Here is a 21713-nt window from a genome sequence, read left to right on the forward strand (position 1 = left end):
CTGTAGGAGCCGGCTTGCCGGCGAAAAACCTGAGAACGCCGCGTTGAATCAGGATGCCCACGTCATCGTTAACGACCTTCGCCGGCATTCCGGCTCTTTTCAAAAGTGACCCACCGTAAGGGCGGAAACCCTAGCCGCCGTTACGAAAATAACGGATACACACACCGTCAAAAACAGAGGCTCCAGCCATGCTCCAAATGATTCTCGGCGGCGCCCGCTCCGGCAAAAGCCGCCTGGCTGAAAAACTCGCCACCGACAGCGGCCTGAGCGTCACCTACATCGCCACCAGCCAACCCCTGGACGGCGAAATGAGTGCGCGTGTCGCCCACCATCGCGAGCGTCGCCCAGCCGAATGGGGCCTGATCGAGGAACCCATCGAACTGGCCCGCGTGCTCAAGGAAAACGCCAGCCCGAACCATTGCCTGCTGGTCGACTGCCTGACCCTATGGCTCACCAACCTGCTGATGCTCGAAGACCCCGACCGTCTAAAGGAAGAGCGCGAAGCCCTGCTGCAAGCCCTGGCCTCCCTGCCAGGAGAAATCATTTTTGTCAGCAACGAGACCGGAATGGGTGTCGTGCCGCTGGGCGAATTGACTCGCCGCTATGTCGATGAAGCCGGTTGGCTGCATCAAGCCTTGGCCGAGCGTTGTCAGCGCGTTGTCCTGACCGTCGCCGGCCTGCCCCTGACTTTAAAAGGTACTGCGTTATGACCGACACCTGGTGGCTCAAACCCTGCAAAGCAATCGATCCGCTGGCTCACGAGCAAGCCCTGGCCCGCCAGCAGCAACTGACCAAACCCGCCGGTTCCCTCGGCCAACTGGAAGCCGTCGCGGTACAACTGGCCGGCCTTCAGGGCCAGGTGAAACCCAGCGTCGACCACTTGTGGATCGCTATCTTCGCCGGCGACCACGGCGTCGTCGAGGAAGGGGTCTCCGCCTTCCCTCAGGAAGTCACCGGCCAGATGCTCCACAACTTCGTCACCGGCGGCGCCGCCATCAGCGTGCTGGCGCGCCAACTCGACGCGAAACTGGAAGTGGTCGACCTCGGCACCATCACCCCCACATTGAACCTGCCCGGCGTGCGCCACCTCAACATCGGTGCCGGCACCGCCAACTTCGCCAATGGCCCGGCAATGACTGAAGCCCAGGGCCGACTGGCCCTGCAAGCCGGCCGCGACAGCGTGCACCGCGCTATTGCGAGCGGCGCGCAGCTGTTTATTGGCGGCGAAATGGGCATCGGCAACACCACCGCCGCCAGCGCCCTGGCCTGCGCGCTGCTGGACTGCCAGGTCAGTGACCTCACTGGACCCGGCACCGGCCTGAACGCTCAGGGTGTCAGCCACAAAGTCGCCGTCATCGAACGCGCCCTGGCCCTGCACGCTGGCGACCGTGATGACGCACTGAAAACCCTGTTCAACCTCGGCGGCTTCGAAATTGCCGCGCTGGTGGGCGCCTACCTGGCCTGTGCCCAAGAGGGCGTGGTGGTGCTGGTGGACGGCTTTATCTGCACGGTTGCCGCACTGGTCGCCACGCGCCTTAACCCGGCCTGTCGCGAATGGCTGCTGTTCGGCCATCGCGGTGCCGAGCCTGGCCATCGTCATGTGCTGCAAAGCCTCAACGCCGAACCGCTGCTGGAACTCGGCCTGCGCCTGGGCGAAGGCAGTGGCGCTGCGCTGGCCGTGCCGTTGCTGCGCCTGGCCTGTGCGCTGCACGGGCAGATGGCAACCTTCGCCGAAGCAGCCGTGGCGGACCGCCCGGCATGACCCTGCACCTGGACCTGCTGCGCCACGGCGAAACCGAACTGGGCGGCGGCTTGCGCGGCAGCCTGGATGACGCGCTCACCGCCAGGGGCTGGGAACAGATGCGTGCGGCGGTGGTGGAGCAGGGCCCGTGGGACCGTCTGGTCAGTTCGCCGTTGCAACGTTGTGCGCGATTTGCCGAGGAGCTGGGCGCGCGCCTTAACCTGCCGGTCACGCTGGAAAAAGATTTGCAGGAGCTGCATTTCGGCGCCTGGGAAGGGCAGAGCGCTGCGGCCTTGATGGAGACAGACGCCGACGCGTTGGGGCTATTCTGGGCCGATCCCTACCGCTTCACACCGCCCGAGGGCGAGCCGGTGTCGCAGTTTTCCGCGCGAGTACTGGGCGCTGTCGCCCGCTTGTATCAAGCGTATGACGGCCAGCGCGTGCTGCTGATCAGCCACGGCGGGGTCATGCGTTTATTGCTCGCCCAGGCGCGCGGTTTGCCGCGTGAGCAGTTGTTGAATGTCGAAGTCGGCCACGGTGGCCTGTTCAGCCTGCAGGTCGAGGCGCATGGCGTATTAAAGGAAGGAATCTAAACATGCTGCCGTTCTGGATCGCCTTGCAGTTCCTCAGCAGCCTGCCGATTCGCTTGCCGGGCATGCCGCAACCGCAGGAACTGGGGCGGTCTTTGCTGTTTTATCCCGTGGTGGGGCTCTTGTTCGGGCTACTGCTGTGGGGCGTGAACGCCGTGTTGATGGGCGCACCCTTGCTGCTGCATGCCGCGCTGCTGTTGACCGCGTGGGTGTTGCTCAGCGGCGGCCTGCACCTGGACGGCCTGGCCGACAGCGCTGACGCCTGGCTCGGTGGCTTCGGCGACCGCGAGCGTACCCTGACCATCATGAAAGACCCGCGCAGCGGGCCGATCGCGGTGGTCACCCTGGGCCTGGTGTTGCTGCTCAAATTCACCGCATTGGTGGCATTGATCGAGAAACACAACGGCGCCGCGCTGATCCTCGCACCGTTGATCGGTCGCGCGTCGATGCTGGCGCTGTTTCTCACCACGCGGTACGTACGTGCCGGTGGGTTGGGGCAGGCGTTGGCGGATCATCTGCCACGCATCGTCGGCCAACAGGTGCTGATCCTCAGCGGTCTGGCGTGTATCCTGATCGGCGGCTTCAGTGGCGGGATTGCCGTGTTGCTGGCGGCCCTGTGCTTTATCGGCTTGCGCCAACTGATGGTCAATCGCCTCGGCGGCACCACCGGCGACACCGCTGGCGCGCTGCTGGAACTGCTGGAAGTCGCGGTGTTGATCGGTCTGGCGCTGTAACAGTTTCTTGCATTTCATTAATCCCGGGTATATACACGCTCCATGCTTGCCTCCCAATGTTTATGCACCAACCTGCGTCGCGCCGCTCGTGGCGTCAGCAGGCATTACGACGGCGCTCTCGATGGCTTCGGGATCAACGTTGCCCAGTATTCTCTGCTGTGTAATCTGCAGCGCCTCGATCAACCGAGCATTTCCAGCCTGGCCGATGCCATGGGCCTGGATCGCAGCACGCTGGGGCGCAACCTGCGGGTGCTGGAGGGCGAAGGCCTGGTGCAGTTGGTGGAGGGCGATGACTTGCGTAACCGCCTGGTGTTGCTGACCGAGGCGGGCAACGAACGGCTTGCCGCGGCATTGCCGGCCTGGGAAGCGGCGCAGCAGAAATTGATTGATCAGTTGGGCGCCGAAAAGCGCGAAACCCTGTTGGCCTTGCTGGATGAACTCGCTTGACGCGGGTTTGTTCGATGACAAGCGGGTATATACCCGCGAACGGAGAATAAGAAATGACCTCGATGTGGCGCACCAGCGGCTGGATTCTTGTGGGGAGTGCGTTGATCCTGGCGTTGTCCCTCGGCGTACGGCATGGCTTTGGCCTGTTCCTGGCGCCCATGAGTGCCGAGTTCGGCTGGGGCCGAGAAACCTTTGCCTTTGCCATTGCCCTGCAAAACCTCATCTGGGGCCTGGCGCAGCCGTTTACTGGCGCCCTGGCCGACCGCTTCGGCGCCGCCAAGGTGGTGATGATCGGTGGCGTGCTTTACGCGCTGGGCCTGGTGTTCATGGGCTTGTCGGATTCGGCGTGGTCGTTGTCGCTGAGCGCCGGCTTGCTGATTGGCATTGGCCTGTCGGGCACCTCGTTCTCGGTGATCCTCGGGGTGGTGGGGCGTGCCGTGGCGCCGGAAAAACGCAGCATGGCCATGGGTATCGCCAGCGCCGCTGGTTCGTTCGGCCAGTTCGCCATGTTGCCGGGCACCCTCGGTTTGATCGGCTGGCTTGGCTGGTCCGCCGCATTGCTGGTGCTGGGAGTGATGGTGGCGTTGATCGTGCCGTTGGTGATCATGCTCAAGGACCGCCCGCTGCCAGCGGTGGCCGGTCAACAAACTTTGCGCGAGGCCTTGCGTGAGGCCTGTTCCCATTCAGGGTTCTGGTTGTTGGCGTTCGGTTTTTTTGTCTGCGGTTTCCAAGTGGTGTTTATCGGTGTGCACTTGCCGTCGTACCTGGTGGACCAGCACTTGCCGGCTTCCGTGGGCACCACGGTGCTGGCATTGATCGGGCTGTTTAATATCTTCGGCACCTATACCGCCGGCTGGCTCGGCGGGCGCATGTCCAAGCCGCGCTTGCTGACCGGTTTGTACCTGCTGCGGGCGGTGGTGATTGTGATCTTCCTGTGGGCGCCCGTGACGCAAACCAGCGCCTACCTGTTTGGCATGGCGATGGGCTTCTTGTGGCTGTCCACGGTACCGCTGACCAACGGTACGGTCGCGACCTTGTTCGGGGTCAGAAATCTTTCCATGCTCGGTGGGATCGTGTTCCTGTTCCACCAACTCGGCTCGTTCCTCGGCGGCTGGCTGGGCGGAGTGGTCTATGATCGAACCGGTAGCTACGATTTGATCTGGCAAGTGGCAATCGTCCTGAGCCTGGTGGCAGCGGCCTTGAACTGGCCGGTGCGCGAGCGCCCGGTGGCACGTTTGCAGGCGCAAATGGGGGTGGCATGAATTCGACCTGGCATTGGCTCGGCGCAGCAGGAGCAGGAGTCTTGCTGCTGTTGGCGTGGTGGGGCTGGCAACAGGGCGGCCTGGCATTGATGCAGTTGGGCATGGCGATCTGTTAAGTTCTGTGTCTGAGACTTTTCAAGGACAGGTGACATGCACATGCGCTGGCTTGCAGTACCCGCTCTGATGGTGGCTTTTGGCGGCGTCGCCATGGCCGCCGATTGCCCGCAGTTGCTTGAAGGCCAGTTGCCCAAGCTGCGCGCCAAGGAATCCATCGACCTGTGCCAACGCTTCGCCGGCAAGCCGCTGGTGATCGTCAACACCGCCAGCTTCTGCGGGTTTGCGCCACAGTTCAAAGGGCTCGAAGCCTTGTATCAGCGCTACAAGGGCCAGGGCCTGGAAGTGATTGGTGTGCCGTCCGATGACTTCAAGCAGGAAGCCAAGACCGGCGAGGAAACCGCCAAGGTTTGCTATGTGAACTACGGCGTGACCTTCACCATGACCGAGCCACAGAAGGTCAAGGGCCCGGACGCGGTGCATCTGTTCAAGATCCTGGCGCAGCAGAGCAGCGCGCCGAAGTGGAATTTCTACAAGTACGTGGTGGACCGCCAGGGCAAGGTAATTGCCAACTTCTCCAGCCTGACCAAGCCGGATAGCCCCGATTTGATCAAGGCGGTGGAAGAGGCGCTGGCTTCGAAGCCCTGATCAGCGCCGACTAAAAAGCCCCGCCTCTTTTGCAAGAGAGCGGGGCTTTTTCATGTCGCTTTACATCAGAACTTGTACGTCACACCCAGGCCAAAACCGTTGGCGCTGTTTTCGTACTTGGCGTTGTAGGACTGGCCCAGTGCGTTAGAGCGTGCAACTTTGACCGGTTCTTCCTTGAGGTAGGAGTAAGCCAGGTCGATGGTCATGTTCGGCATTACGTCGTAGCCCAGGCCGAGGCTGAAGATCGTCCGGTCACCGGTAGGGATGCGCGGCGAGCGATCAGTGTTGTTGGTCGGCGACTGGTCGAACGTCAGGCCGGTACGCAGTACCACCTGCTTGGTCACACGGTACGAAGTACCCAGGGCGTAGGCCCAGGTATCGTGCCAGTTCTGCTCTTCCTTGATGCTGCCGACAATTTGCGGAGCCAAGGCACCGCTGCCCGCGGCGGCCGAGACGCCTTCGTTATTGACGGTGATGTCTTTCAGTCGGCTCCAGCGCGTCCAGGTTGCGCCCGCATAGAGTTTCCAGGCGTCGCTCAAGTCTTGAGTAACGGACAGGTCCCAGGATTCAGGCGTGTCGATCTTCAGCGAGGCGTCGTAGCGGCCGTTGTTCAAGAGACTGGCAGGAACGTTGGTCCCTTTGGTCACTTCGGTATGGCCTTCGAGCTTGTACTTCACTTTCGAGTGGTAGGTCAGGCCCACACGAGTGGTGTCAGTGGCTTGTACCAGCAGGCCGGCGTTGAAGCCGAGCGCGGTGTCGTCACCCTTGATCTTGATGTTGTTGGAGCCGGTACCCGCGATTGGCAGGTTGATGTCGGACTCAAGCGTACCGGAGATACGGTTGATAGTCGGACCAAAACCAATGGAGACCCTGTCGTTGAAGGCATAGCTGACGGTTGGCTGGAAGGTGATGACCTTCACTTCGCTCTTACTGCCGAATGCTTTGCCCTGGAAGCCATTTTCGTAATCAGTCACCAGGCCAAATGGTGCATAGACGCCGAAACCGACAGCCCATTGCTCATTGAGTTTATTGGTGTAGAAACCGAAAGGAACGGCAGTGAAAGGCACCATGTCGCCTTTGTTGCTGCCGCTGGAGCGGCCACTGACATCTTTGATATTGGTGGAGGCATCGATCGCTGCAACACCACCTGTAACTTGCTGGCCTTCGAGGCGAGCCATACCGGCAGGGTTACCATAAACGGTGCTTGCGTTATCGGCAGATGAAGAACGTCCCGCAAAACCGGTACCCATCCCGGCAACGTCCTGTTCGTTGAGGGCGAAGCCGCTCGCGAACACGTGGGAGGAGGCCATTGCAACGGCGAGGCTAAGTGTCGTCTTGAGCATTACTTTTTTCATTATTAGAACTCCGTGGTGATCACCGCTGCGGAAAGTAACAATAAATTTATGTTTGCGCTATAGGCTGAAACATAGGAGATAGAGCGGTTTTGTAGGACAATCCGACCAAAATCAACGTTTTTAGCCGAATCTTGCAAATCGCCCGGTTAACAAGCGACGTGATTCATGGGTGAAACACAGGTTTGCCAGGCCTGGGTGAAATCCCGAAGCCGGCCCTGGGGGTGAAATATTTCTTTCCAGATACGCGCCATGGCCAAAACGTCGTCGGGTGGCGGCAGGGCAGGGTGGTGTTGTTCCACCAGCAGCCAGGCGATGGCGGTGGCGTAACGCAGGTTGACCGTCAGCTCCAGCTGCGGCCCGCTGAGGAACGCGTGCTGGCTGGCGAGGCCACGAACCAGGCTGGCGCGCTCGGGGTCGAGCGCCAGGTAGTCGTCCCACAAGGCGCGGTGGCGCGGTTCGGTAATGCTGTAGAGGCCATGGCCGCGGCGGTCGTGCAGGGCTGAACCGAGTGCCGACTGGCTGGCAGCGATGCCCAGCAGTAGGGATTCGGCAGTCGGGTTATGGCGACCCAGATACAGCAGGGTGGGCCGGATCACATAACGACACAATTCGCTGGCGGCGATGCCCATAAAAGCCTCAATCCATGAAATTGGTCGGCGATACCTGAGAGGGGGCTTGGCAGCAGTGAATCGGATCTCAGGCTCGCCGGAAGCGGATCATGCCGCTTGAGTTGAAGTGTAGTGTCATATTTACGACGTAAAGGACTGTTTTTAAAATATTTTCATCATTTAGTTATATCGTTTATATCAATTTAAACTTAGCGCGCCTGAATTTCAGGCAATAAAAAACCCCGGGTTTTAACCGGGGTTTTTGTGTTTCAGCGATCCGGGTCGATCAGGCAACCAGTGCCTGGCGAGTACGATCGATCACGGCCTGCAGCGGTTCTGCGCTGGAGTATTGATCGGGGTACAGGCGTTCGCTGTGACGAGCGATGCCGTGTTCGTTGACCAGGGTAAAGCTGAAGCAGCCTTTGCGAGCGGCCATGATCAGGCAGTTCATTGGTGCAAAAGCGTTGGTGAGGGTGCGAATGGCATCCTGAGTGTGGATTTGAGTGGACATATTATTGGTGTTCCTACAAATGACACGGTTAAGAACCGTGCAACGTTAAAACGTTCCAGTGACGCTGATCACCATTGATCAAGCGAAGAACCCGACTGGAACAAAGCAGCCAGTTTGAAGCGCTATTAAATTGGCGCGCTTGGGCTGGCAGGTAGGTACTTAGGAGGGCAGGCAACACAACAGGGGCAAAGGTTCTGGGCCCCGGGTGAAGATCCTGATCAATTTGCAGGCTGGTTCGGTCAGAGTATGGGTACTTCGCGACACCCTTTGCATTGTTCAAAGGCAGTGTCGTCGCAAGTGATACCTGGAAACCATCGAGGTGGTCGATCCCTTTTTGTCGGCGGTGCCGTGAGGGAGTTGTTCGACCAGAATTGACTTTCAGCTTGGTACTAACGCCGCGGATAGTAACGGATTGAAACGTGGAAAGAAAGTGTGGTAGGCAAAAAACTTTTCTGGCCTCGGTGCGCCGGTAACATTTCTGAGCATCCGATCTGACAAAAAACTCGGTGGATATAACCGCAAGGTGGGTAGTTGTGCACATTGGTTGCGCCCTGTGTAACCGCACTGACATAAGCCCTGTAGTGCCCCCGGGTGCCTGCAACTAAAATTTAAGTCAATGAAAAATCGAGCTTTTTTTTATTGGTGAAAAAATCGTCAGTTTGACTGCGGACCCCGTTCCATGGGCCTTTGCGGGAGTTACAGAACGGTTGTCCACTGAGTTATCCACAGCTTCTGTGGATTGTCCCAAGCGCTTGCTCTAGAACGGGCGTGCAGGCTTTTTTCAGCTTTACCTGTGTGAAAAAAAGAGTAGAGTGGCGCGCCTTCCGTTCTGTCCCACAGTGCTTTATGAAGTTTCGCTCAGTATCACCTTCTGTTACCGACAGCCCTCAGGTTGTTACCGCACCCAAGCGTTTCTCCCTGAAAGTCGCCTTGTGGTTGCTCGACAGCCCGCGCCTGGGCCATAGCCCCAACGTCAAACATTTCGCCGGGCATTTGCTCAAGCAACCGGCCCGCGCTGGCGTGGTAGTGGCGCAAAGCCGTCTGGGCCAATTGATGTGCCGCGAGTGCGGCAACGCCCGGGACCGCCGCATCGGCCACGACCTGCTGCGCCAGGCCGCTCGTGCCGGCGACCGAATCGCCCAGCGTGAATTGGGCCAGATCGAAGACTGAGCTGTCCTCGATGCGCAGGCTTGGTTAACCTTCTTCTTTTCGGGTGACGGCAGGAATCGCTATGGCTTTTGACTGGACCAGTGTTGTGCTGGGTCTCGCCGGTGCTGGATTGCCGCTATTGGGCCTGTGCTGGCAGATCCAGCGGAAACTGTCTGCCCGAATGGCCGGCTGGGAATTGCTCGAAGAGCGCCTGGCCACCGCACAGCTGGCCCAGGAAGGGCTTGCCGCGCAACTGGACGCCAGCCGTGACGAAATCAGCGACCTGAGCCAGGCCAACGCCGCCAAACAGGCCGACCTGGCGGCCGTGCGCCGCGAAGTCGAACTGCTGCAGATCGACCGCGACAACGCCCGCGATGCCGCCCACGCCTGGAACCTCGACCGTTCCGCCAAAGAAACCGAACTGCGCCGCCTGGACGCCCTGTCCGCGTCCCTGCGCGCAGAACTGCGCGAGCAGCAGGAAAGCCACCAGCAACGCCTCAACGACCTGCAAGGCTCCCGCGATGAACTGCGCGCGCAGTTCGCCGAGCTCGCCGGGAAGATCTTCGACGAGCGCGAGCAGCGCTTCGCCGAGACCAGCCAGCAACGCCTCGGCCAATTGCTCGACCCACTCAAGGAACGCATCCAGTCGTTCGAAAAGCGCGTTGAAGAAAGCTACCAGAGCGAAGCCCGCGAGCGGTTCTCCCTGGCCAAGGAGCTGGAGCGCCTGCAGCAGCTGAACCTGCGCCTGTCCGATGAAGCCACCAACCTGACGCGGGCCCTCAAGGGCCAGAAAACCCAGGGCAACTGGGGCGAATTGATTCTGGAGCGGGTGCTGGAACACGCCGGTCTGGAAAAGGGCCGCGAGTACCAGACCCAGGTCAGCCTCAAGGGCCCGGACGGCGAGCGCTTCCAGCCCGACGTGTTGATCATGCTGCCGGGTGACAAGCAGGTGGTGGTGGACTCCAAAGTGAGCCTGACTGCCTATCAGCAGTACGTCGCCGAGGACGATCAAGCGATCGGCCAGGTCGCCCTGAAGCAACACGTGCTGTCGTTGCGTAACCACGTCAAAGGCCTGGCCGGCAAGGACTACAAGCGCCTGGAAGGTCTGCACAGCCTGGATTTCGTGCTGCTGTTCGTGCCCATCGAAGCCGCGTTTTCGGCGGCGCTTCAAGCGGAGCCTAACCTGTTCCAGGAAGCGTTCGACCGCAATATCGTGATCGTCAGCCCGACCACGCTGCTGGCCACCTTGCGGGTCATCGACAGCCTGTGGAAACAGGAACGGCAAAGCCAGAACGCCCGGGAAATCGCCGAGCGCGCCGGTTGGCTGTACGACAAGTTCGTGCTGTTTATCCAGGACCTGGACGAGGTGGGCAACCGCCTGCAGCAGTTGGACAAAGCCTACAGCGCGGCGCGTAACAAGCTGACAGATGGGCGCGGAAACCTGGTCAGCCGTACCGAGCAATTGAAGCTGCTCGGTGCCCGCGCCAGCAAAAGCCTGCCGGCTGACCTGCTGGAGCGGGCGATGACCGATGAAGACGGCGTGGCGCAGCTGCCGGAATAGTCACCGGCCTTTGTGGGAGCTGGCTTGCCTGCGAGGGTAGCAACTCGGTTTCACTTCAGAGACCGAGCCGCCTGCATCGCAGGCAAGCCAGCTCCCACAGGGTCAGAGCGGCAGGTGCCGGCTCAACAACGCCCGCAACGCCGCTGGCTTCACCGGCTTGGCCAGGTAATCCAGTCCCGCCGCATGCACCTGGGCCACCATCTCTGGCCGTCCATCGGCACTGATCACCACACCCGGAATCGGCTCTGCCAATTGCGCCCGTAGCCAGCCCATCAGCTCGGTGCCGGTTTCGCCGTGGTCGAGGTGGTAATCCACCAGGGCCAGTTGCGGCCGTACGCCCTCCGCCAGCAGCGCGGCACATTGCGCCTGGTCGCGGGCAGTCCAGACTTCACAGCCCCAGCGCGTGAGCAAGCTGCGCATGCCGATCAGGATGCTTTCTTCGTTGTCCACACACAGCACCTGGGCGCCGCTCAGCGGTTGGCCGCTTTCGAGCGCCGGCTTGGCGGGTGCACTGACCTGGGTACGCGCCAACGGCACGCGGACGCTGAAGACACTGCCCTTGCCGGGCCATGAGCGCACACTCAAGCGATGCCCGAGCACGCGGCACAAGCCGTCGGCAATCGCCAGGCCCAGGCCCAGGCCCTTTTCCGCGCGGGTCTGATGGCTGTCCAGGCGTTTGAATTCTTCGAAGATGACTTTCTGCTTGTCCTGGGGAATGCCGGGACCACGGTCCCACACCTCCAGGCACAACTCTCCGCGACGGCGCCTGACACCCAGTAGCACCGGCCCGTCGGCATAGCGGAACGCGTTGGTGAGGAAGTTCTGCAACACCCGCCGCAGCAACTTGATGTCACTGTCCACCCGCAAGCGACTGCCCCGCAGCCGGAAGCGCAAACCCTGCTCCTGGGCCAGCGCCTTGAACTCGGCGCCCAACGTATCAAACAGTTCGTTGAGCACGAAGGGCTGGCGCTGCGGATTGATTTTGCCGTTTTCCAGGCGCGAGATATCCAGCAGGTCGCTGATCAGGTCTTCCGCCGAACGCAGCGAACTGTCGAGGTGCTGCACCAACTGCCGGGCATCGGCCGACATGCCGTCGTTCTGGTGGGAGAGGGCGGCGGAGAACAGCCTGGCGGCGTTCAACGGCTGCATCAAGTCGTGACTGACCGCCGCGAGGAACCGGGTTTTTGACTGGCTGGCGGTCTCGGCGACACCCTTGGCGTCGGTCAGCGCGACGTTCAGTTGGGACAGTTCATGGGTACGCTCGGTCACCCGCTGCTCCAGCCCTTCATTGGCCTCGGTGAGTGCTTGCTCGGCTTCGCGGAACGCGGTGATGTCGGTGAAACTCATGACAAACCCGCCGCCCGGCATCGGGTTGCCGATCAGTTCGATCACCCGGCCATTGGGAAACAGCCGCTCGGACGTGTGCGCGCGACCCTGGCGCATCCAGTGCAGGCGGCGCGCCACGTGCACTTCGGCCTCGCCCGGGCCGCACAGCCCGCGCTCGGCGTTGTAGCGAATAATGTCGGCAATCGGCCGGCCCACGCTGATCAGACCGTCGGGGTAATTGAACAGCTCCAGGTAGCGCCGGTTCCACGCCACCAGCCGCAGGGACTGGTCCACCACGCTGATGCCCTGGGTGATGTTTTCGATGGCGCCTTGCAACAGCGCCCGGTTGAACTGCAGCACTTCCGACGCTTCGTCGGCGATGCGTACCACGTCCTCCAGCTGCATTTCCCGGCCTTCAATGGCGGCTTTCACCACCGCCCGGGTCGATGAGGCCCCCAGCACACCGGCCAGCAGGCGTTCGGTGTGGGCGATCCAGTCGTTGTCGGCGTTCTGGTTGGGGTTAAAGCCTTTGCCCTGGCGGTAGGCGAAACGCACGAAACTCTGGTGAGCCCGTTCTTCACCGACAAACCGCGCCGCGAGGCTGAGCAAATCGTTGATCTGCACCGAGAGCATCGAGCGGGCGCTGGCCCGTTGGCTGGTTTCCTGGCCAATAAAACGCCCGGCCTGCCAATGCTCCGACACCCGCGTGCGCGAGAGCATGGAGACCCACACGAACAACGTGAAGTTACCCGCCAGGGAAAATACGGTGCCCAGCGTCAGAGAAGTCACCGATAGACCCAACGGGTGCGAATGCAACCACGTCATGCCGGGGAAAAGGCTGAACGACCAGCCGAGACTTTTCGCGGTGACCGGTAGGACCAAGGTGTAGAACCACAGGAACGTACCCGCCGCCAACCCGGCAAATACCCCGCGTCGGTTGGCCTGTTTCCAATACAACGCACCCAGCATCGCCGGTGCCAGTTGGGTCACGGCGGCGAAGGCAATCTGCCCGATCGTTGCAAGGCTGGCAGAGGACCCCAGCAGCCGGTAACTGACGTAAGCCAGCAGCAGGATGATCACAATGCTCACCCGACGCACCGACAACATCCAGTGACGAAATACCTCAAATGGCCGTTCGGCGCTGGAGCGGCGCAGCAGCCAGGGCAACAGCATGTCGTTGGAAACCATGGTCGACAACGCGATGCTTGCGACGATCACCATGCCCGTGGCCGCCGAGGCACCGCCGATAAATGCCAGCACGGCGAGGGCCGGATGGGCTTCGGCCAGCGGCAGGCTGATCACGTAGGAATCCGGCAATACCGAACCCGGAAGCATCATCTTCCCGCCGAGGGCAATCGGGATCACAAACAGCGCGGCGAGGATCAGGTACGCCGGGAACACCCACTTGGCCAGGCGCAGGTCCTGAGGGTCAATGTTTTCGACCACGGTGACGTGAAACTGCCGGGGCAGGCAGATGATCGCCATCATGGCTACGCCGGTTTGCACCACCATCGAAGGCCAGTTGACGGTTTCTTTCCAGTACTCCTCCAGCCGTGGCGCGAGCATCGCCTGGCTGAACAAGTCTTCGAAACCGTCGTACAGGCCGTAGGTCACAAACGCACCCACGGCGAGAAACGCGAACAGCTTGACCAGGGATTCAAAGGCAATCGCCAGCACCATGCCCCGGTGGTGTTCCGTGGCGTCCAGGTTGCGGGTACCGAACACAATGGTGAACAACGCCAATACCAACGACACGATCAGCGCCGTGTCCTGGGAGCGGGTGCCGGTGGTATCGGTGCTGGCACCGATCAGCAGGTTCACCCCCAGCACGATGCCTTTAAGCTGCAAGGCTATATAAGGCAGGACGCCCACCAGGCAGATCAGCGCCACCACCACCGCGAGGGATTGGGATTTGCCATAGCGGGCGGCAATAAAGTCGGCGATGGAGGTGATGTTTTCCTGCTTGCTGATCAGCACCATCTTCTGCAGGACCCACGGCGCGAGCACCAGCAGCAGCACCGGTCCGAGGTAGATCGGTAAGAACGCCCACAACTGTTCGGCCGCCTGGCCTACGGCACCAAAGAAGGTCCAGCTGGTGCAATACACCGCCAGCGACAGGCTATACACCCAGGCACGCACGCGCGGTGGCAACGGCGCATGGCGACGGTCACCGTAGAAGGCGATGGCAAACATAATGGCCATATAGGCCAGGGCAACGGCGGCGATCAGCCCGCTGGACAGCGTCATGAGAACTCCAGACATAAGAACGCCCGGGCATTCCCGGCCCGGGCGAACAGTCTCGCATGATGCTTGGCGTTAGTCAGTGTCGACCAAGGTCGGAGCGTGGTGTGATGTCGCAGCTTTGCCTTACGCGCTGAAACCGCCGTCGATGGTCAGGCTGGCGCCGGTGATATAGCCGGCTTCAGGGCCCACCAGGTAAGCGACGAAACTGGCGACCTCTTCCACATGGCCATAACGGCCGACGGCCATTAAGCCGATCAGGCTCTCGGCGAAGTCACCACTGGCCGGGTTCATGTCGGTATCCACCGGGCCTGGCTGCACGTTATTAATGGTGATGCCACGTGGCCCAAGGTCCCGTGCAAGGCCTTTGGTCAGGCCTACCAGCGCGGATTTGCTCATGGCGTACGGGCCGCCACCGGCAAATGGCATGCGTTCGGCGTTGGTGCTGCCGATGTTGATGATGCGGCCACCTTCGCCCATGTGGCGCGCGGCTTCCTGGGTGGCCACAAACACGCTGCGCACGTTGATCGCCAGGGTGCGGTCGAAGTCTTCCAGTTTGAAATCTTCCAGCGGGCCGACGGCCAGCACGCCTGCGTTGTTGACCAGGATATCCAGGCGCCCGAATGCCTTGACGGTGGCGTTGACGGCGCTGCGGATGGCGTCTGCGTCGGCGCTGTCGGCATGGATCGCCAGGGCTTTGCCGCCTTCGCTGATCACGCTGTTCTGCAATTCCTCGGCCTTGGCGGCCGAGCTGACGTAGGTAAAGGCGACGGCTGCGCCCTGGGCGGCCAGGCGCTTGACGATGGCGGCGCCGATACCGCGGGAACCGCCCTGGATCAAGGCGACTTTGCCGCTGAGGTTTTGTGTGGTCATGTCGTTCTCCAAAAGGTGTGTTGAGGTTGGAGCCGAGTATCGACCTCACCCGGCGCGCCCGGTAGACCGTGATTGCTATAGTCTGTGTAAACCAAAAGTTTAGAGTGGGGCGATATGGAAAGCTTTGGAAGTATCGAATGCTTCGTGCGCAGCGCCGAAGGCGGCAGCTTTGCCGAGGCCGCCCGGCACCTGAGCCTGACCCCGGCGGCCGTGGGCAAAAGCGTGGCCAAGCTGGAGGCGCGCCTCGGTGTACGGCTGTTCCAGCGTAGCACCCGGCGCCTGACCCTGACGGAAGCCGGCAAACTGTTCCTGGAGGAAGTCAGTGGCAGCCTCACCACCATTCAAAACGCCGTGGCCAACCTGGCCAGTGCCGAAGGCCGGCCGGTGGGCACGCTGAAAGTGAGCATGGGCACGGTGTTCGGCAACCGTTATGTGGTGCCGTTGCTGGGGGAGTTTCTAAGGCGTTTTCCTGACATCAACCCCGACTGGCATTTCGATAACCGCCAGGTGGACCTGATCGGACAAGGCTTCGATGCGGCGATCGGCGGTGGTTTTGAACTGCCCCAAGGCGTGGTCGCGCGCAAGCTGGCACCGGCGCACCGGATCCTGCTGGCTTCGCCGGCATACCTCGCCACACGCAAGCCGGTGATCGCCCCCGAGGACTTGTCGCTCTGCAACGGCATCCTGATCCGCTCACCGCAAACCGGGCGCATACGTTCCTGGCAACTCACCCACCGTACGCGCGAACAACGCCCGTTGGTGCTCAAGCCGCGCATGACCATGAGTGACTCCGGCGCCGCCTGCTGCGCCAGCGCCCAGGGCCTGGGGATTGCGCTGGTCAGCATGCCGATGGCCGTACCGTATCTGGACAGCGGCCAACTGGTACGGGTACTGCCCGACTGGTACGTCGACGACGGCAACATCTCGCTGTACTACGCCGAACACAAACTGCTGCCCGGCAAGACCCGGGCGTTTGTGGATTTCATCCTCGAGCAGTTTGTCGAGCGCGAGCTGGGGCAGCGGTTCAGTGCGATCTAGGAACGCCCCGGCCAGCCGATCACTTTCTTCGGCCTCGGCGTCGCATACGTGCGGATCTTCGAGGTCGACAGGCCCAACCGCACCAATCCTTCGGCAATCGTCACTGCCGCCGTCACGCCGTCCACCACCGGAACCTTGGTGCGGTAGCGAATCTGTTCATCCAGCCCGGCCATGCCGCCGCAGCCCAGGCAGATCACTTCGGCCTTGTCTTCGCTGATCGCCAATTCAGCCTGGCGCACGATGGCTTCCATGGTGCGCAACGGGTCTTCTTCCAGTTCCAGCACGGCCATGCCGCTGGCCCGCACCGACGCGCAACGCTGATACAAACCCGCCAGCTTCAGCCGGTCCTCGATCAGCGGCACGGTGCGGTCCAGGGTGGTCACCACCGAATAGGCGTGCCCGAGGAACATCGCAGTACTGGCGGCCGCTTCGGTGATGTCCACCACCGGCACATTGAGCAACTCCTGCAACCCTTCGCGGCCATGCTCGCCGTACCCGGCCTGGATCACCGCGTCGAACGGCTGGTCGTAGGCCATCACCCGGTCCATCACGGCAATGGCCGCCAGGTAGCTTTCAAAGTTGCCCTCCACCGATTCGGCACCAAAAAACGGCGTCAGCCCGACGATCTCGGTGCCCGGGGACGCCACCGCCCGCGCCTGTTTGGCGATGGCCTCGGTGATGGATTCGGTGGTGTTGACGTTGACCACAAGGATGCGCATGGAATGTCCTTACTTAATGACTGACGTTATCGACTGCAATGCTTTCGCCGCTCACATCGGCGTAATACGGCTGGCGTTTGGCAAACAGCAGGTACAGCAGCCCTGCAATACCGGCGCCAATCAGCCAGGAGAAGGGCGACACGTGGGCAAAACCGGGCAGCAGCGCGAGGAGAATGGCGATCACCGCCGCAGGAATAAACGCAGCCACCGCGCGCAGATTGACGCCGCGGCTGTAGTAATAAGCGCCATTCGGGTCTTCGCTATACAGCTGCGGCACATCCACCTGGCTTTTGCGGATCAGCCAGTAGTCGACCATGATCACGCCGTACAACGGCCCCAACAGCGCGCCCAGGCCCGAGAGGAAATACACGATCACCAACGGGCTGTTGTAGAGGTTCCACGGCAGGATCAGCACCGCCACGGTGGCGCTGATCAGCCCGGCGCGGCGGAAGTTCAGGTACTTGGGCGCCAGGTTGCTCAGCACAAAGGCCGGTGCGACGAAGTTGGCCATGATGTTCACCGCCACGGTCACGATCAGGAACGCCAGGCAACCCAGCACCAGGAAGAAGGTGTTTGGAATCGCCGCGATGATTTCCGTGGGGCTCTCGATCACCCGGCCATTGAGGTGGAACTGCCCGCCACACAGCAGCACGGTGATGGCGGCGAACACCAGGATATTCACCGGCAGGCCCCAGAAGTTGCCGACCTTGATGGTCTTGCGGCAGGGCGAAGAGCGGGCGAAGTCGCAGAAATTCAGGATCAGCGTGCCGTAGATCGCCAGCCACAGCGCGCCACCGGCAAAGATATTGCGCCACATTTCGCCACCGCTCAGCGGCTCGCGGATCGACCAGGCGATCTGGCCGCCCGCCTGGAAGTACATCCAGCCGGCCAGGGATGCCACGGTCAGCAAAATCACCGGCCCGGCGAACGCTTCATAGCGACGTACCATCTCCATGCCATAGGCGAGGATGGCCAGTTGCACAAGCCAGATCGCCACGAAACACGCCCAGCCGAGGCTCGACAAGCCGAGGATCGAGTTGTGGTCGTAGTCGGCAAAACCTGGATGAACTGCCGTCAACAGCACGCGGAAAACCACCGAGGCGAGGTAGGTCTGAATCCCGAACCAGGCGATCGCGATCACCGCGCGAATCAGCGCCGGAATCTGCGCGCCATGGATGCCGAAACTGATGCGGCTGATCACCGGAAACGGCACGCCGGTCTTCTGCCCCATATAGCCGGACAGGTTCATGAAGAAGTACACCAGCGCCGCGCCGATTCCCAGGGACAGCAGAATCTGCCAGCCGCCCAGGCCCAGCGCATACAGGCCAATGGCGAAGGAATAGTTGGCGATGTTGTGCACATCGTTGGTCCACAGGGCAAAGATGCTGTAGCGGCCCCAGCGCCGGCCTTCGGCCTTGGTAGGCGCAAGGTCCTTGTTGTGCAGGCGCGGGCTGAGTACCAGCGGGCCGGGGCTCGCGGCCTCGGGGTTCAGGGTGGAGGAGGGCAGATCCAGTGCGATGTTATTGGAGAGACTTGTACGCATTCCGGCAGGCTCCTGGACATCAGCAGGCGGTTGGCTGAGGTCAAAGTGTATGTATCTTTTTTATTAATTGTATACAAAGTGTGTTTTGCCTTAAGCCACATGCGTGCCAGATTTTCGCCTGGGAAAATGTCGGAGGATTTGGTTTTTAGAGTGATTGGAAATAAACAGCTGAATTTAAAGCGATATAAATTGACCGATTGAACAGCTATTTATTTTGTAGTGCAGGGACGGGACGGGATTTAAGCGGAGGTGCTGCGCAGAAGGGTGTAACTTTTCGGTGCAGGATTTTATAAGTGCACACAAAAATGGCACCGATGGTGACATTTCTGTGTACAGGATTCTGGATCTGGCGTTACGCCTTGCTGATGATGTTTCCCGCGTGCAACCCGCATTCCTTCTGGGTTGCTTCTTCCCACCACCAACGGCCTTCGCGTTCGTGCTGGTTCGGCAGTACCGGGCGGGTGCAGGGCTCACAGCCGATGCTGATAAAACCGCGCTCGTGCAGGCTGTTGTACGGCAACTCCAGCATGCGGATGTAACCCCAGATCTCTTCGCTGGTCATCTGCGCAAGCGGGTTGAACTTGTACAGGGTGCGTTCCGGTGTGGAGAAGGCGCTGTCGATTTCCAGCGCGGCCACCTGGCTGCGGGTGCCTGGGCTCTGGTCGCGGCGCTGGCCGGTGGCCCAGGCGCTCACGCCGGACAGCTTGCGGCGCAGCGGTTCGATCTTGCGCACGCCGCAGCACTCGCCATGGCCGTCCTTGTAGAAGCTGAACAGGCCCTTTTCCTTGACGAAGGGTTCCAGCTTGCTCTGGTCGGGCGAGATCAGCTCGATGTCGATCTTGTAGAACTCACGCACCTGCTCGATGAACCGGTAGGTCTCCGGGTGCAGGCGGCCGGTGTCGAGGCTGAACACCTTGACGTTCTTGTTCAGCTTCCAGGCCATGTCTACCAGCACCACGTCCTCGGCACCGCTGAAAGAGATCCACAGGTCGTCGCCAAACTGGCTGAACGCCAGCTTGAGAATGTCCTGGGCGGATTTGTTGGCGTAAGTCGCGGCGAGTTCAGCGACGTCGAAGGCTTGGTTCATCAGGACGGTTCCTACAGGTCAATGGCGCTGAGCGCTCTATAGGGGGGCGATGGTAACAAAATCCCGCCTGCGTTGCGGCGGCCAGCGTGAGTCGCTAGAGTTCGGCAGTCCTTTTGCTCGCTCAACTCAATAACTTTAAATGGGAGTGTCTTGTGGAAATTGCCTGTCTCGACCTGGAAGGGGTGCTGGTCCCGGAAATCTGGATCGCCTTCGCCGAAAAAACCGGTATTGAATCCTTGCGGGCCACGACCCGGGACATTCCCGACTACGACGTGCTGATGAAACAGCGCCTGCGCATTCTTGATGAGCACGGGCTGAAACTGTCGGACATCCAGGAAGTGATCGCCACCCTCAAGCCCCTGGACGGCGCCATTGAATTCGTCAACTGGCTGCGCGAGCGCTTCCAGGTGGTGATCCTGTCGGACACGTTCTATGAGTTCTCCCAACCGTTGATGCGTCAACTGGGCTTCCCGACCTTGCTGTGCCATCGCTTGATCACCGACGAGAACGACCGGGTGGTGAGCTACCAACTGCGTCAGAAAGATCCCAAACGTCAGTCGGTACTGGCCTTCAAGACCCTGTACTACCGGGTGATTGCCGCCGGTGATTCCTACAACGACACCACCATGCTGGGTGAGGCAGACCGCGGGATTCTGTTCCACGCGCCGGAGAACGTGATCCGCGAGTTCCCGCAGTTCCCGGCGGTGCATACGTTTGAGGACTTGAAGAAAGAGTTCATCAAGGCGTCGAATCGGACGTTGAGCCTGTAAGTCATGCGGCGCAGCTGACACCCTCATCGCAGGCAAGCCAGCTCCCACATTTTGATGTGTGAACCCATTCAAATGTGGGGGCTGGCTTGCCTGTGATGAGGCCTGTCCAGTCGCTACAGGCCTTCCAGCGTCTCCAACAACACCCGCACCTTGGTCATCGACTCCTGGTACTCCGCCTGCCATTGCGAGTCCGCGACGATCCCGCCGCCGCCCCAGCAGCACACCTGCCCATCCTTGACCAGCAAGCTGCGAATGGCGATGGAACTGTCCATCTCACCGCGCACGTCCAGGTACACCAGTGACCCGCAGTACAAGCCACGCCGGGTCGGCTCCAGCTCGTCGATGATCTGCATCGCGCGAATCTTCGGGGCGCCGGTGATGGACCCGCCGGGGAAGCTGCCGGCGATCAGGTCGAGGGCGTCTTTATCGTCGGCCAGTTCGCCGGTCACGCTGCTCACCAGGTGGTGCACATTCGGATAGCTCTCGAGGCTGAACAACTCCGGGACCTTCACCGAGCCGGTACGGCAGGTGCGGCCCAGGTCGTTGCGCAGCAGGTCGACGATCATCAGGTTCTCGGCTCGGTCCTTGGGGCTGGCCAGCAGCTCGGCGGCGTTGGCCGCATCTTCAGCAGGCGTTGCACCGCGTGGCCGGGTGCCCTTGATCGGGCGAGTCTCTACCTGGCGCTGGCTGATTTTGACGAAGCGCTCCGGCGACAAACTCAACACCGCGCCATCATCCGGCAGGCTCTGAAACCCGGAAAACGGCGTCGGGCAGGCTTCACGCAGGGCGCAGTAAGCCACCCACGGGTCGCCACTGCACAGTGCGCGGAAGCGTTGGGCGAAGTTGACCTGGTAGCAGTCACCGGCCTGGATGTAGTCCTGGATGCGGGCGAGGGCCTGCTTGTAGGTTTCGGCGGTCACGTCCGGCGCCATTGGGCCTTGCAGCTTGAAGGTTGCCGGTGCGTGCATGGCCGGCTGGCTGAACAGGCTGATCAGGCGTTGCCGCTCGCTGTCCGCCAGTTTGGGGTGGAACACCAGTTGGCTGGTCTGCGCCTGGTGATCGCTGATCAGGGCCCAGGGGTACAGGCCAAAGCGCGCGTCCGGCAGGTGCAGGTCGTCCACGGCCAAGTGCGGCAAGTGTTCAAGATGACGACCGAAGTCGTAGCTCAGGTAACCGATCAGGCCACCGGCGAATGGCAGCTCATAGGGCGCAGGAATGCTGGCTTCACCCAGCAACGTCAGGTTTTCCCGTAGGCGTTGCAGGAAATCGCTGCCGCTTTCGTCGGGTTGCACCGTCAGGGTTGCCTCCGGCCAGGCGCTCAGCAGGTCATACCGGCCACGGTCGGCAGTTGGTCGGCCGCTGTCCAGCAGCACTGCGCCGGGGGCATGGAGAATCGCTGCAAAGTATTCGGCAGGGTTGGCCCGGTAGGGCAGCGGGTGTACGGAACAGCTCACTG

General features: G+C 61.3%; 20 protein-coding genes. 11 read left to right on the plus strand and 9 right to left on the minus strand.

Translation table 11 applies throughout. The features are described 5' to 3' along the window. Positions 1–188: 188 nt before the first annotated feature. The 7 genes from cobU (at position 189) to JFV30_RS04585 (ending at position 5476) form a co-directional block, all read left to right on the plus strand. A complete protein-coding gene (cobU, locus tag JFV30_RS04555; protein ID WP_010176458.1) occupies positions 189–710 on the plus strand; it encodes a bifunctional adenosylcobinamide kinase/adenosylcobinamide-phosphate guanylyltransferase in 522 nt (173 codons plus the stop codon). Then, positions 707–1762, plus strand: a complete 1056-nt coding sequence (cobT, locus tag JFV30_RS04560) for a nicotinate-nucleotide--dimethylbenzimidazole phosphoribosyltransferase (RefSeq protein WP_201122141.1) — start codon at positions 707–709, stop codon at positions 1760–1762. The genes cobU and cobT overlap by 4 nt, the downstream gene beginning before the upstream one ends. Next, a complete protein-coding gene (gene cobC / locus JFV30_RS04565) occupies positions 1759–2334 on the plus strand; it encodes an alpha-ribazole phosphatase family protein (RefSeq protein WP_201122143.1) in 576 nt (191 codons plus the stop codon). Before cobT ends, cobC begins: the two co-directional genes overlap by 4 nt. A 2-nt stretch (positions 2335–2336) precedes the next feature. Beyond that, on the plus strand, positions 2337–3065 hold the full coding sequence (locus tag JFV30_RS04570) for an adenosylcobinamide-GDP ribazoletransferase (RefSeq protein WP_201122145.1): 729 nt from the start codon (positions 2337–2339) through the stop codon (positions 3063–3065). 42 nt (positions 3066–3107) lie between these two features. After that, the gene (locus JFV30_RS04575; protein WP_010176454.1) at positions 3108–3512 is read left to right on the plus strand and encodes a MarR family winged helix-turn-helix transcriptional regulator; all 405 of its coding nucleotides are present in this window, start codon (positions 3108–3110) and stop codon (positions 3510–3512) included. A 62-nt stretch (positions 3513–3574) separates the two neighbouring features. Next, entirely contained in the window at positions 3575–4774 is a 1200-nt protein-coding gene (locus tag JFV30_RS04580; protein WP_201126124.1) for an MFS transporter, read from the plus strand. Between the two features lie 150 nt (positions 4775–4924). Further along, complete coding sequence (locus JFV30_RS04585) at positions 4925–5476, plus strand: glutathione peroxidase (RefSeq protein ID WP_201122146.1); 552 nt, start codon at positions 4925–4927, stop codon at positions 5474–5476. Between the two features lie 65 nt (positions 5477–5541). Here the strand turns inward: JFV30_RS04585 and JFV30_RS04590 are convergent, their stop codons facing one another. The 3 genes from JFV30_RS04590 to JFV30_RS04600 all read right to left on the minus strand — a co-directional run bounded on the left by JFV30_RS04590 (position 5542) and on the right by JFV30_RS04600 (position 7950). Beyond that, the gene (locus tag JFV30_RS04590) at positions 5542–6831 is read right to left on the minus strand and encodes an OmpP1/FadL family transporter (RefSeq protein WP_201122148.1); all 1290 of its coding nucleotides are present in this window, start codon (positions 6829–6831) and stop codon (positions 5542–5544) included. A gap of 146 nt (positions 6832–6977) precedes the next feature. Then, entirely contained in the window at positions 6978–7460 is a 483-nt protein-coding gene (locus JFV30_RS04595) for a hypothetical protein (protein WP_201122150.1), read from the minus strand. A 265-nt stretch (positions 7461–7725) separates the two neighbouring features. Next, a complete protein-coding gene (locus tag JFV30_RS04600; RefSeq protein WP_003214941.1) occupies positions 7726–7950 on the minus strand; it encodes a hypothetical protein in 225 nt (74 codons plus the stop codon). Positions 7951–8796: 846 nt separating this feature from the next. Between JFV30_RS04600 and JFV30_RS04605 the strand changes: the two genes are divergently transcribed. Together JFV30_RS04605 and rmuC are read left to right on the plus strand one after the other, a co-directional pair. Beyond that, positions 8797–9120, plus strand: coding sequence for a hypothetical protein (locus tag JFV30_RS04605; RefSeq protein ID WP_026078187.1), 324 nt, complete (start codon positions 8797–8799; stop codon positions 9118–9120). 175 nt (positions 9121–9295) lie between these two features. Beyond that, positions 9296–10660, plus strand: a complete 1365-nt coding sequence (gene rmuC, locus JFV30_RS04610; protein ID WP_177325020.1) for a DNA recombination protein RmuC — start codon at positions 9296–9298, stop codon at positions 10658–10660. A gap of 102 nt (positions 10661–10762) precedes the next feature. Here the strand turns inward: rmuC and JFV30_RS04615 are convergent, their stop codons facing one another. Together JFV30_RS04615 and JFV30_RS04620 are read right to left on the minus strand one after the other, a co-directional pair. Continuing rightward, complete coding sequence (locus JFV30_RS04615; RefSeq protein ID WP_201122152.1) at positions 10763–14233, minus strand: hybrid sensor histidine kinase/response regulator; 3471 nt, start codon at positions 14231–14233, stop codon at positions 10763–10765. A 120-nt stretch (positions 14234–14353) separates the two neighbouring features. Beyond that, positions 14354–15100 carry a 3-oxoacyl-ACP reductase family protein gene (locus JFV30_RS04620; protein ID WP_201122154.1) on the minus strand — a complete coding sequence of 249 codons (747 nt, stop codon included), beginning with the start codon at positions 15098–15100 and terminating at the stop codon, positions 14354–14356. A gap of 114 nt (positions 15101–15214) precedes the next feature. On the opposite strand from JFV30_RS04620, the gene JFV30_RS04625 reads away from it, so the two are divergent. Then, positions 15215–16138: a LysR family transcriptional regulator gene (locus JFV30_RS04625; protein ID WP_201122156.1), complete on the plus strand. Its 924-nt coding sequence runs from the start codon at positions 15215–15217 to the stop codon at positions 16136–16138. On the opposite strand, the gene JFV30_RS04630 is transcribed toward JFV30_RS04625, so the two are convergent. The 3 genes from JFV30_RS04630 to JFV30_RS04640 form a co-directional block, all read right to left on the minus strand. Further along, a complete protein-coding gene (locus JFV30_RS04630; protein ID WP_201122157.1) occupies positions 16135–16857 on the minus strand; it encodes an aspartate/glutamate racemase family protein in 723 nt (240 codons plus the stop codon). The two genes, JFV30_RS04625 and JFV30_RS04630, sit on opposite strands and share 4 nt — an antisense overlap. 13 nt (positions 16858–16870) lie before the next feature. Beyond that, the gene (locus JFV30_RS04635) at positions 16871–18400 is read right to left on the minus strand and encodes an NCS1 family nucleobase:cation symporter-1 (RefSeq protein WP_201122159.1); all 1530 of its coding nucleotides are present in this window, start codon (positions 18398–18400) and stop codon (positions 16871–16873) included. Positions 18401–18752: 352 nt separating this feature from the next. Continuing rightward, positions 18753–19487 carry a phosphoadenylyl-sulfate reductase gene (locus tag JFV30_RS04640; protein ID WP_010176442.1) on the minus strand — a complete coding sequence of 245 codons (735 nt, stop codon included), beginning with the start codon at positions 19485–19487 and terminating at the stop codon, positions 18753–18755. 152 nt (positions 19488–19639) lie between these two features. Here JFV30_RS04640 and thrH point away from each other — a divergent pair, with 152 nt between their 5' ends. Further along, positions 19640–20257, plus strand: coding sequence for a bifunctional phosphoserine phosphatase/homoserine phosphotransferase ThrH (gene thrH / locus JFV30_RS04645; protein ID WP_169387390.1), 618 nt, complete (start codon positions 19640–19642; stop codon positions 20255–20257). 113 nt (positions 20258–20370) lie between these two features. Here thrH and pabB read toward each other — a convergent pair whose 3' ends face one another. After that, positions 20371–21711: an aminodeoxychorismate synthase component I gene (pabB, locus tag JFV30_RS04650; RefSeq protein WP_201122161.1), complete on the minus strand. Its 1341-nt coding sequence runs from the start codon at positions 21709–21711 to the stop codon at positions 20371–20373. Positions 21712–21713 lie beyond the last annotated feature (2 nt).

Source organism: Pseudomonas sp. TH32 (assembly GCF_016650855.1).
GTDB lineage: Bacteria > Pseudomonadota > Gammaproteobacteria > Pseudomonadales > Pseudomonadaceae > Aquipseudomonas.

What these genes read in the sequence shown, in the direction of transcription:
- cobU (WP_010176458.1), top strand. Translation starts at nt 189, where the DNA reads ATGCTCCAAATGATTCTCGGCGGCGCCCGCTCCGGCAAAAGCCGCCTG.
- cobT (WP_201122141.1), top strand. Translation starts at nt 707, where the DNA reads ATGACCGACACCTGGTGGCTCAAACCCTGCAAAGCAATCGATCCGCTG.
- cobC (WP_201122143.1), top strand. Translation starts at nt 1,759, where the DNA reads ATGACCCTGCACCTGGACCTGCTGCGCCACGGCGAAACCGAACTGGGC.
- JFV30_RS04570 (WP_201122145.1), top strand. Translation starts at nt 2,337, where the DNA reads ATGCTGCCGTTCTGGATCGCCTTGCAGTTCCTCAGCAGCCTGCCGATT.
- JFV30_RS04575 (WP_010176454.1), top strand. Translation starts at nt 3,108, where the DNA reads ATGCTTGCCTCCCAATGTTTATGCACCAACCTGCGTCGCGCCGCTCGT.
- JFV30_RS04580 (WP_201126124.1), top strand. Translation starts at nt 3,575, where the DNA reads ATGTGGCGCACCAGCGGCTGGATTCTTGTGGGGAGTGCGTTGATCCTG.
- JFV30_RS04585 (WP_201122146.1), top strand. Translation starts at nt 4,925, where the DNA reads ATGCACATGCGCTGGCTTGCAGTACCCGCTCTGATGGTGGCTTTTGGC.
- JFV30_RS04590 (WP_201122148.1), bottom strand. Translation starts at nt 6,831, where the DNA reads ATGAAAAAAGTAATGCTCAAGACGACACTTAGCCTCGCCGTTGCAATG.
- JFV30_RS04595 (WP_201122150.1), bottom strand. Translation starts at nt 7,460, where the DNA reads ATGGGCATCGCCGCCAGCGAATTGTGTCGTTATGTGATCCGGCCCACC.
- JFV30_RS04600 (WP_003214941.1), bottom strand. Translation starts at nt 7,950, where the DNA reads ATGTCCACTCAAATCCACACTCAGGATGCCATTCGCACCCTCACCAAC.
- JFV30_RS04605 (WP_026078187.1), top strand. Translation starts at nt 8,797, where the DNA reads ATGAAGTTTCGCTCAGTATCACCTTCTGTTACCGACAGCCCTCAGGTT.
- JFV30_RS04615 (WP_201122152.1), bottom strand. Translation starts at nt 14,233, where the DNA reads ATGACGCTGTCCAGCGGGCTGATCGCCGCCGTTGCCCTGGCCTATATG.
- JFV30_RS04620 (WP_201122154.1), bottom strand. Translation starts at nt 15,100, where the DNA reads ATGACCACACAAAACCTCAGCGGCAAAGTCGCCTTGATCCAGGGCGGT.
- JFV30_RS04625 (WP_201122156.1), top strand. Translation starts at nt 15,215, where the DNA reads ATGGAAAGCTTTGGAAGTATCGAATGCTTCGTGCGCAGCGCCGAAGGC.
- JFV30_RS04630 (WP_201122157.1), bottom strand. Translation starts at nt 16,857, where the DNA reads ATGCGCATCCTTGTGGTCAACGTCAACACCACCGAATCCATCACCGAG.
- JFV30_RS04635 (WP_201122159.1), bottom strand. Translation starts at nt 18,400, where the DNA reads ATGCGTACAAGTCTCTCCAATAACATCGCACTGGATCTGCCCTCCTCC.
- JFV30_RS04640 (WP_010176442.1), bottom strand. Translation starts at nt 19,487, where the DNA reads ATGAACCAAGCCTTCGACGTCGCTGAACTCGCCGCGACTTACGCCAAC.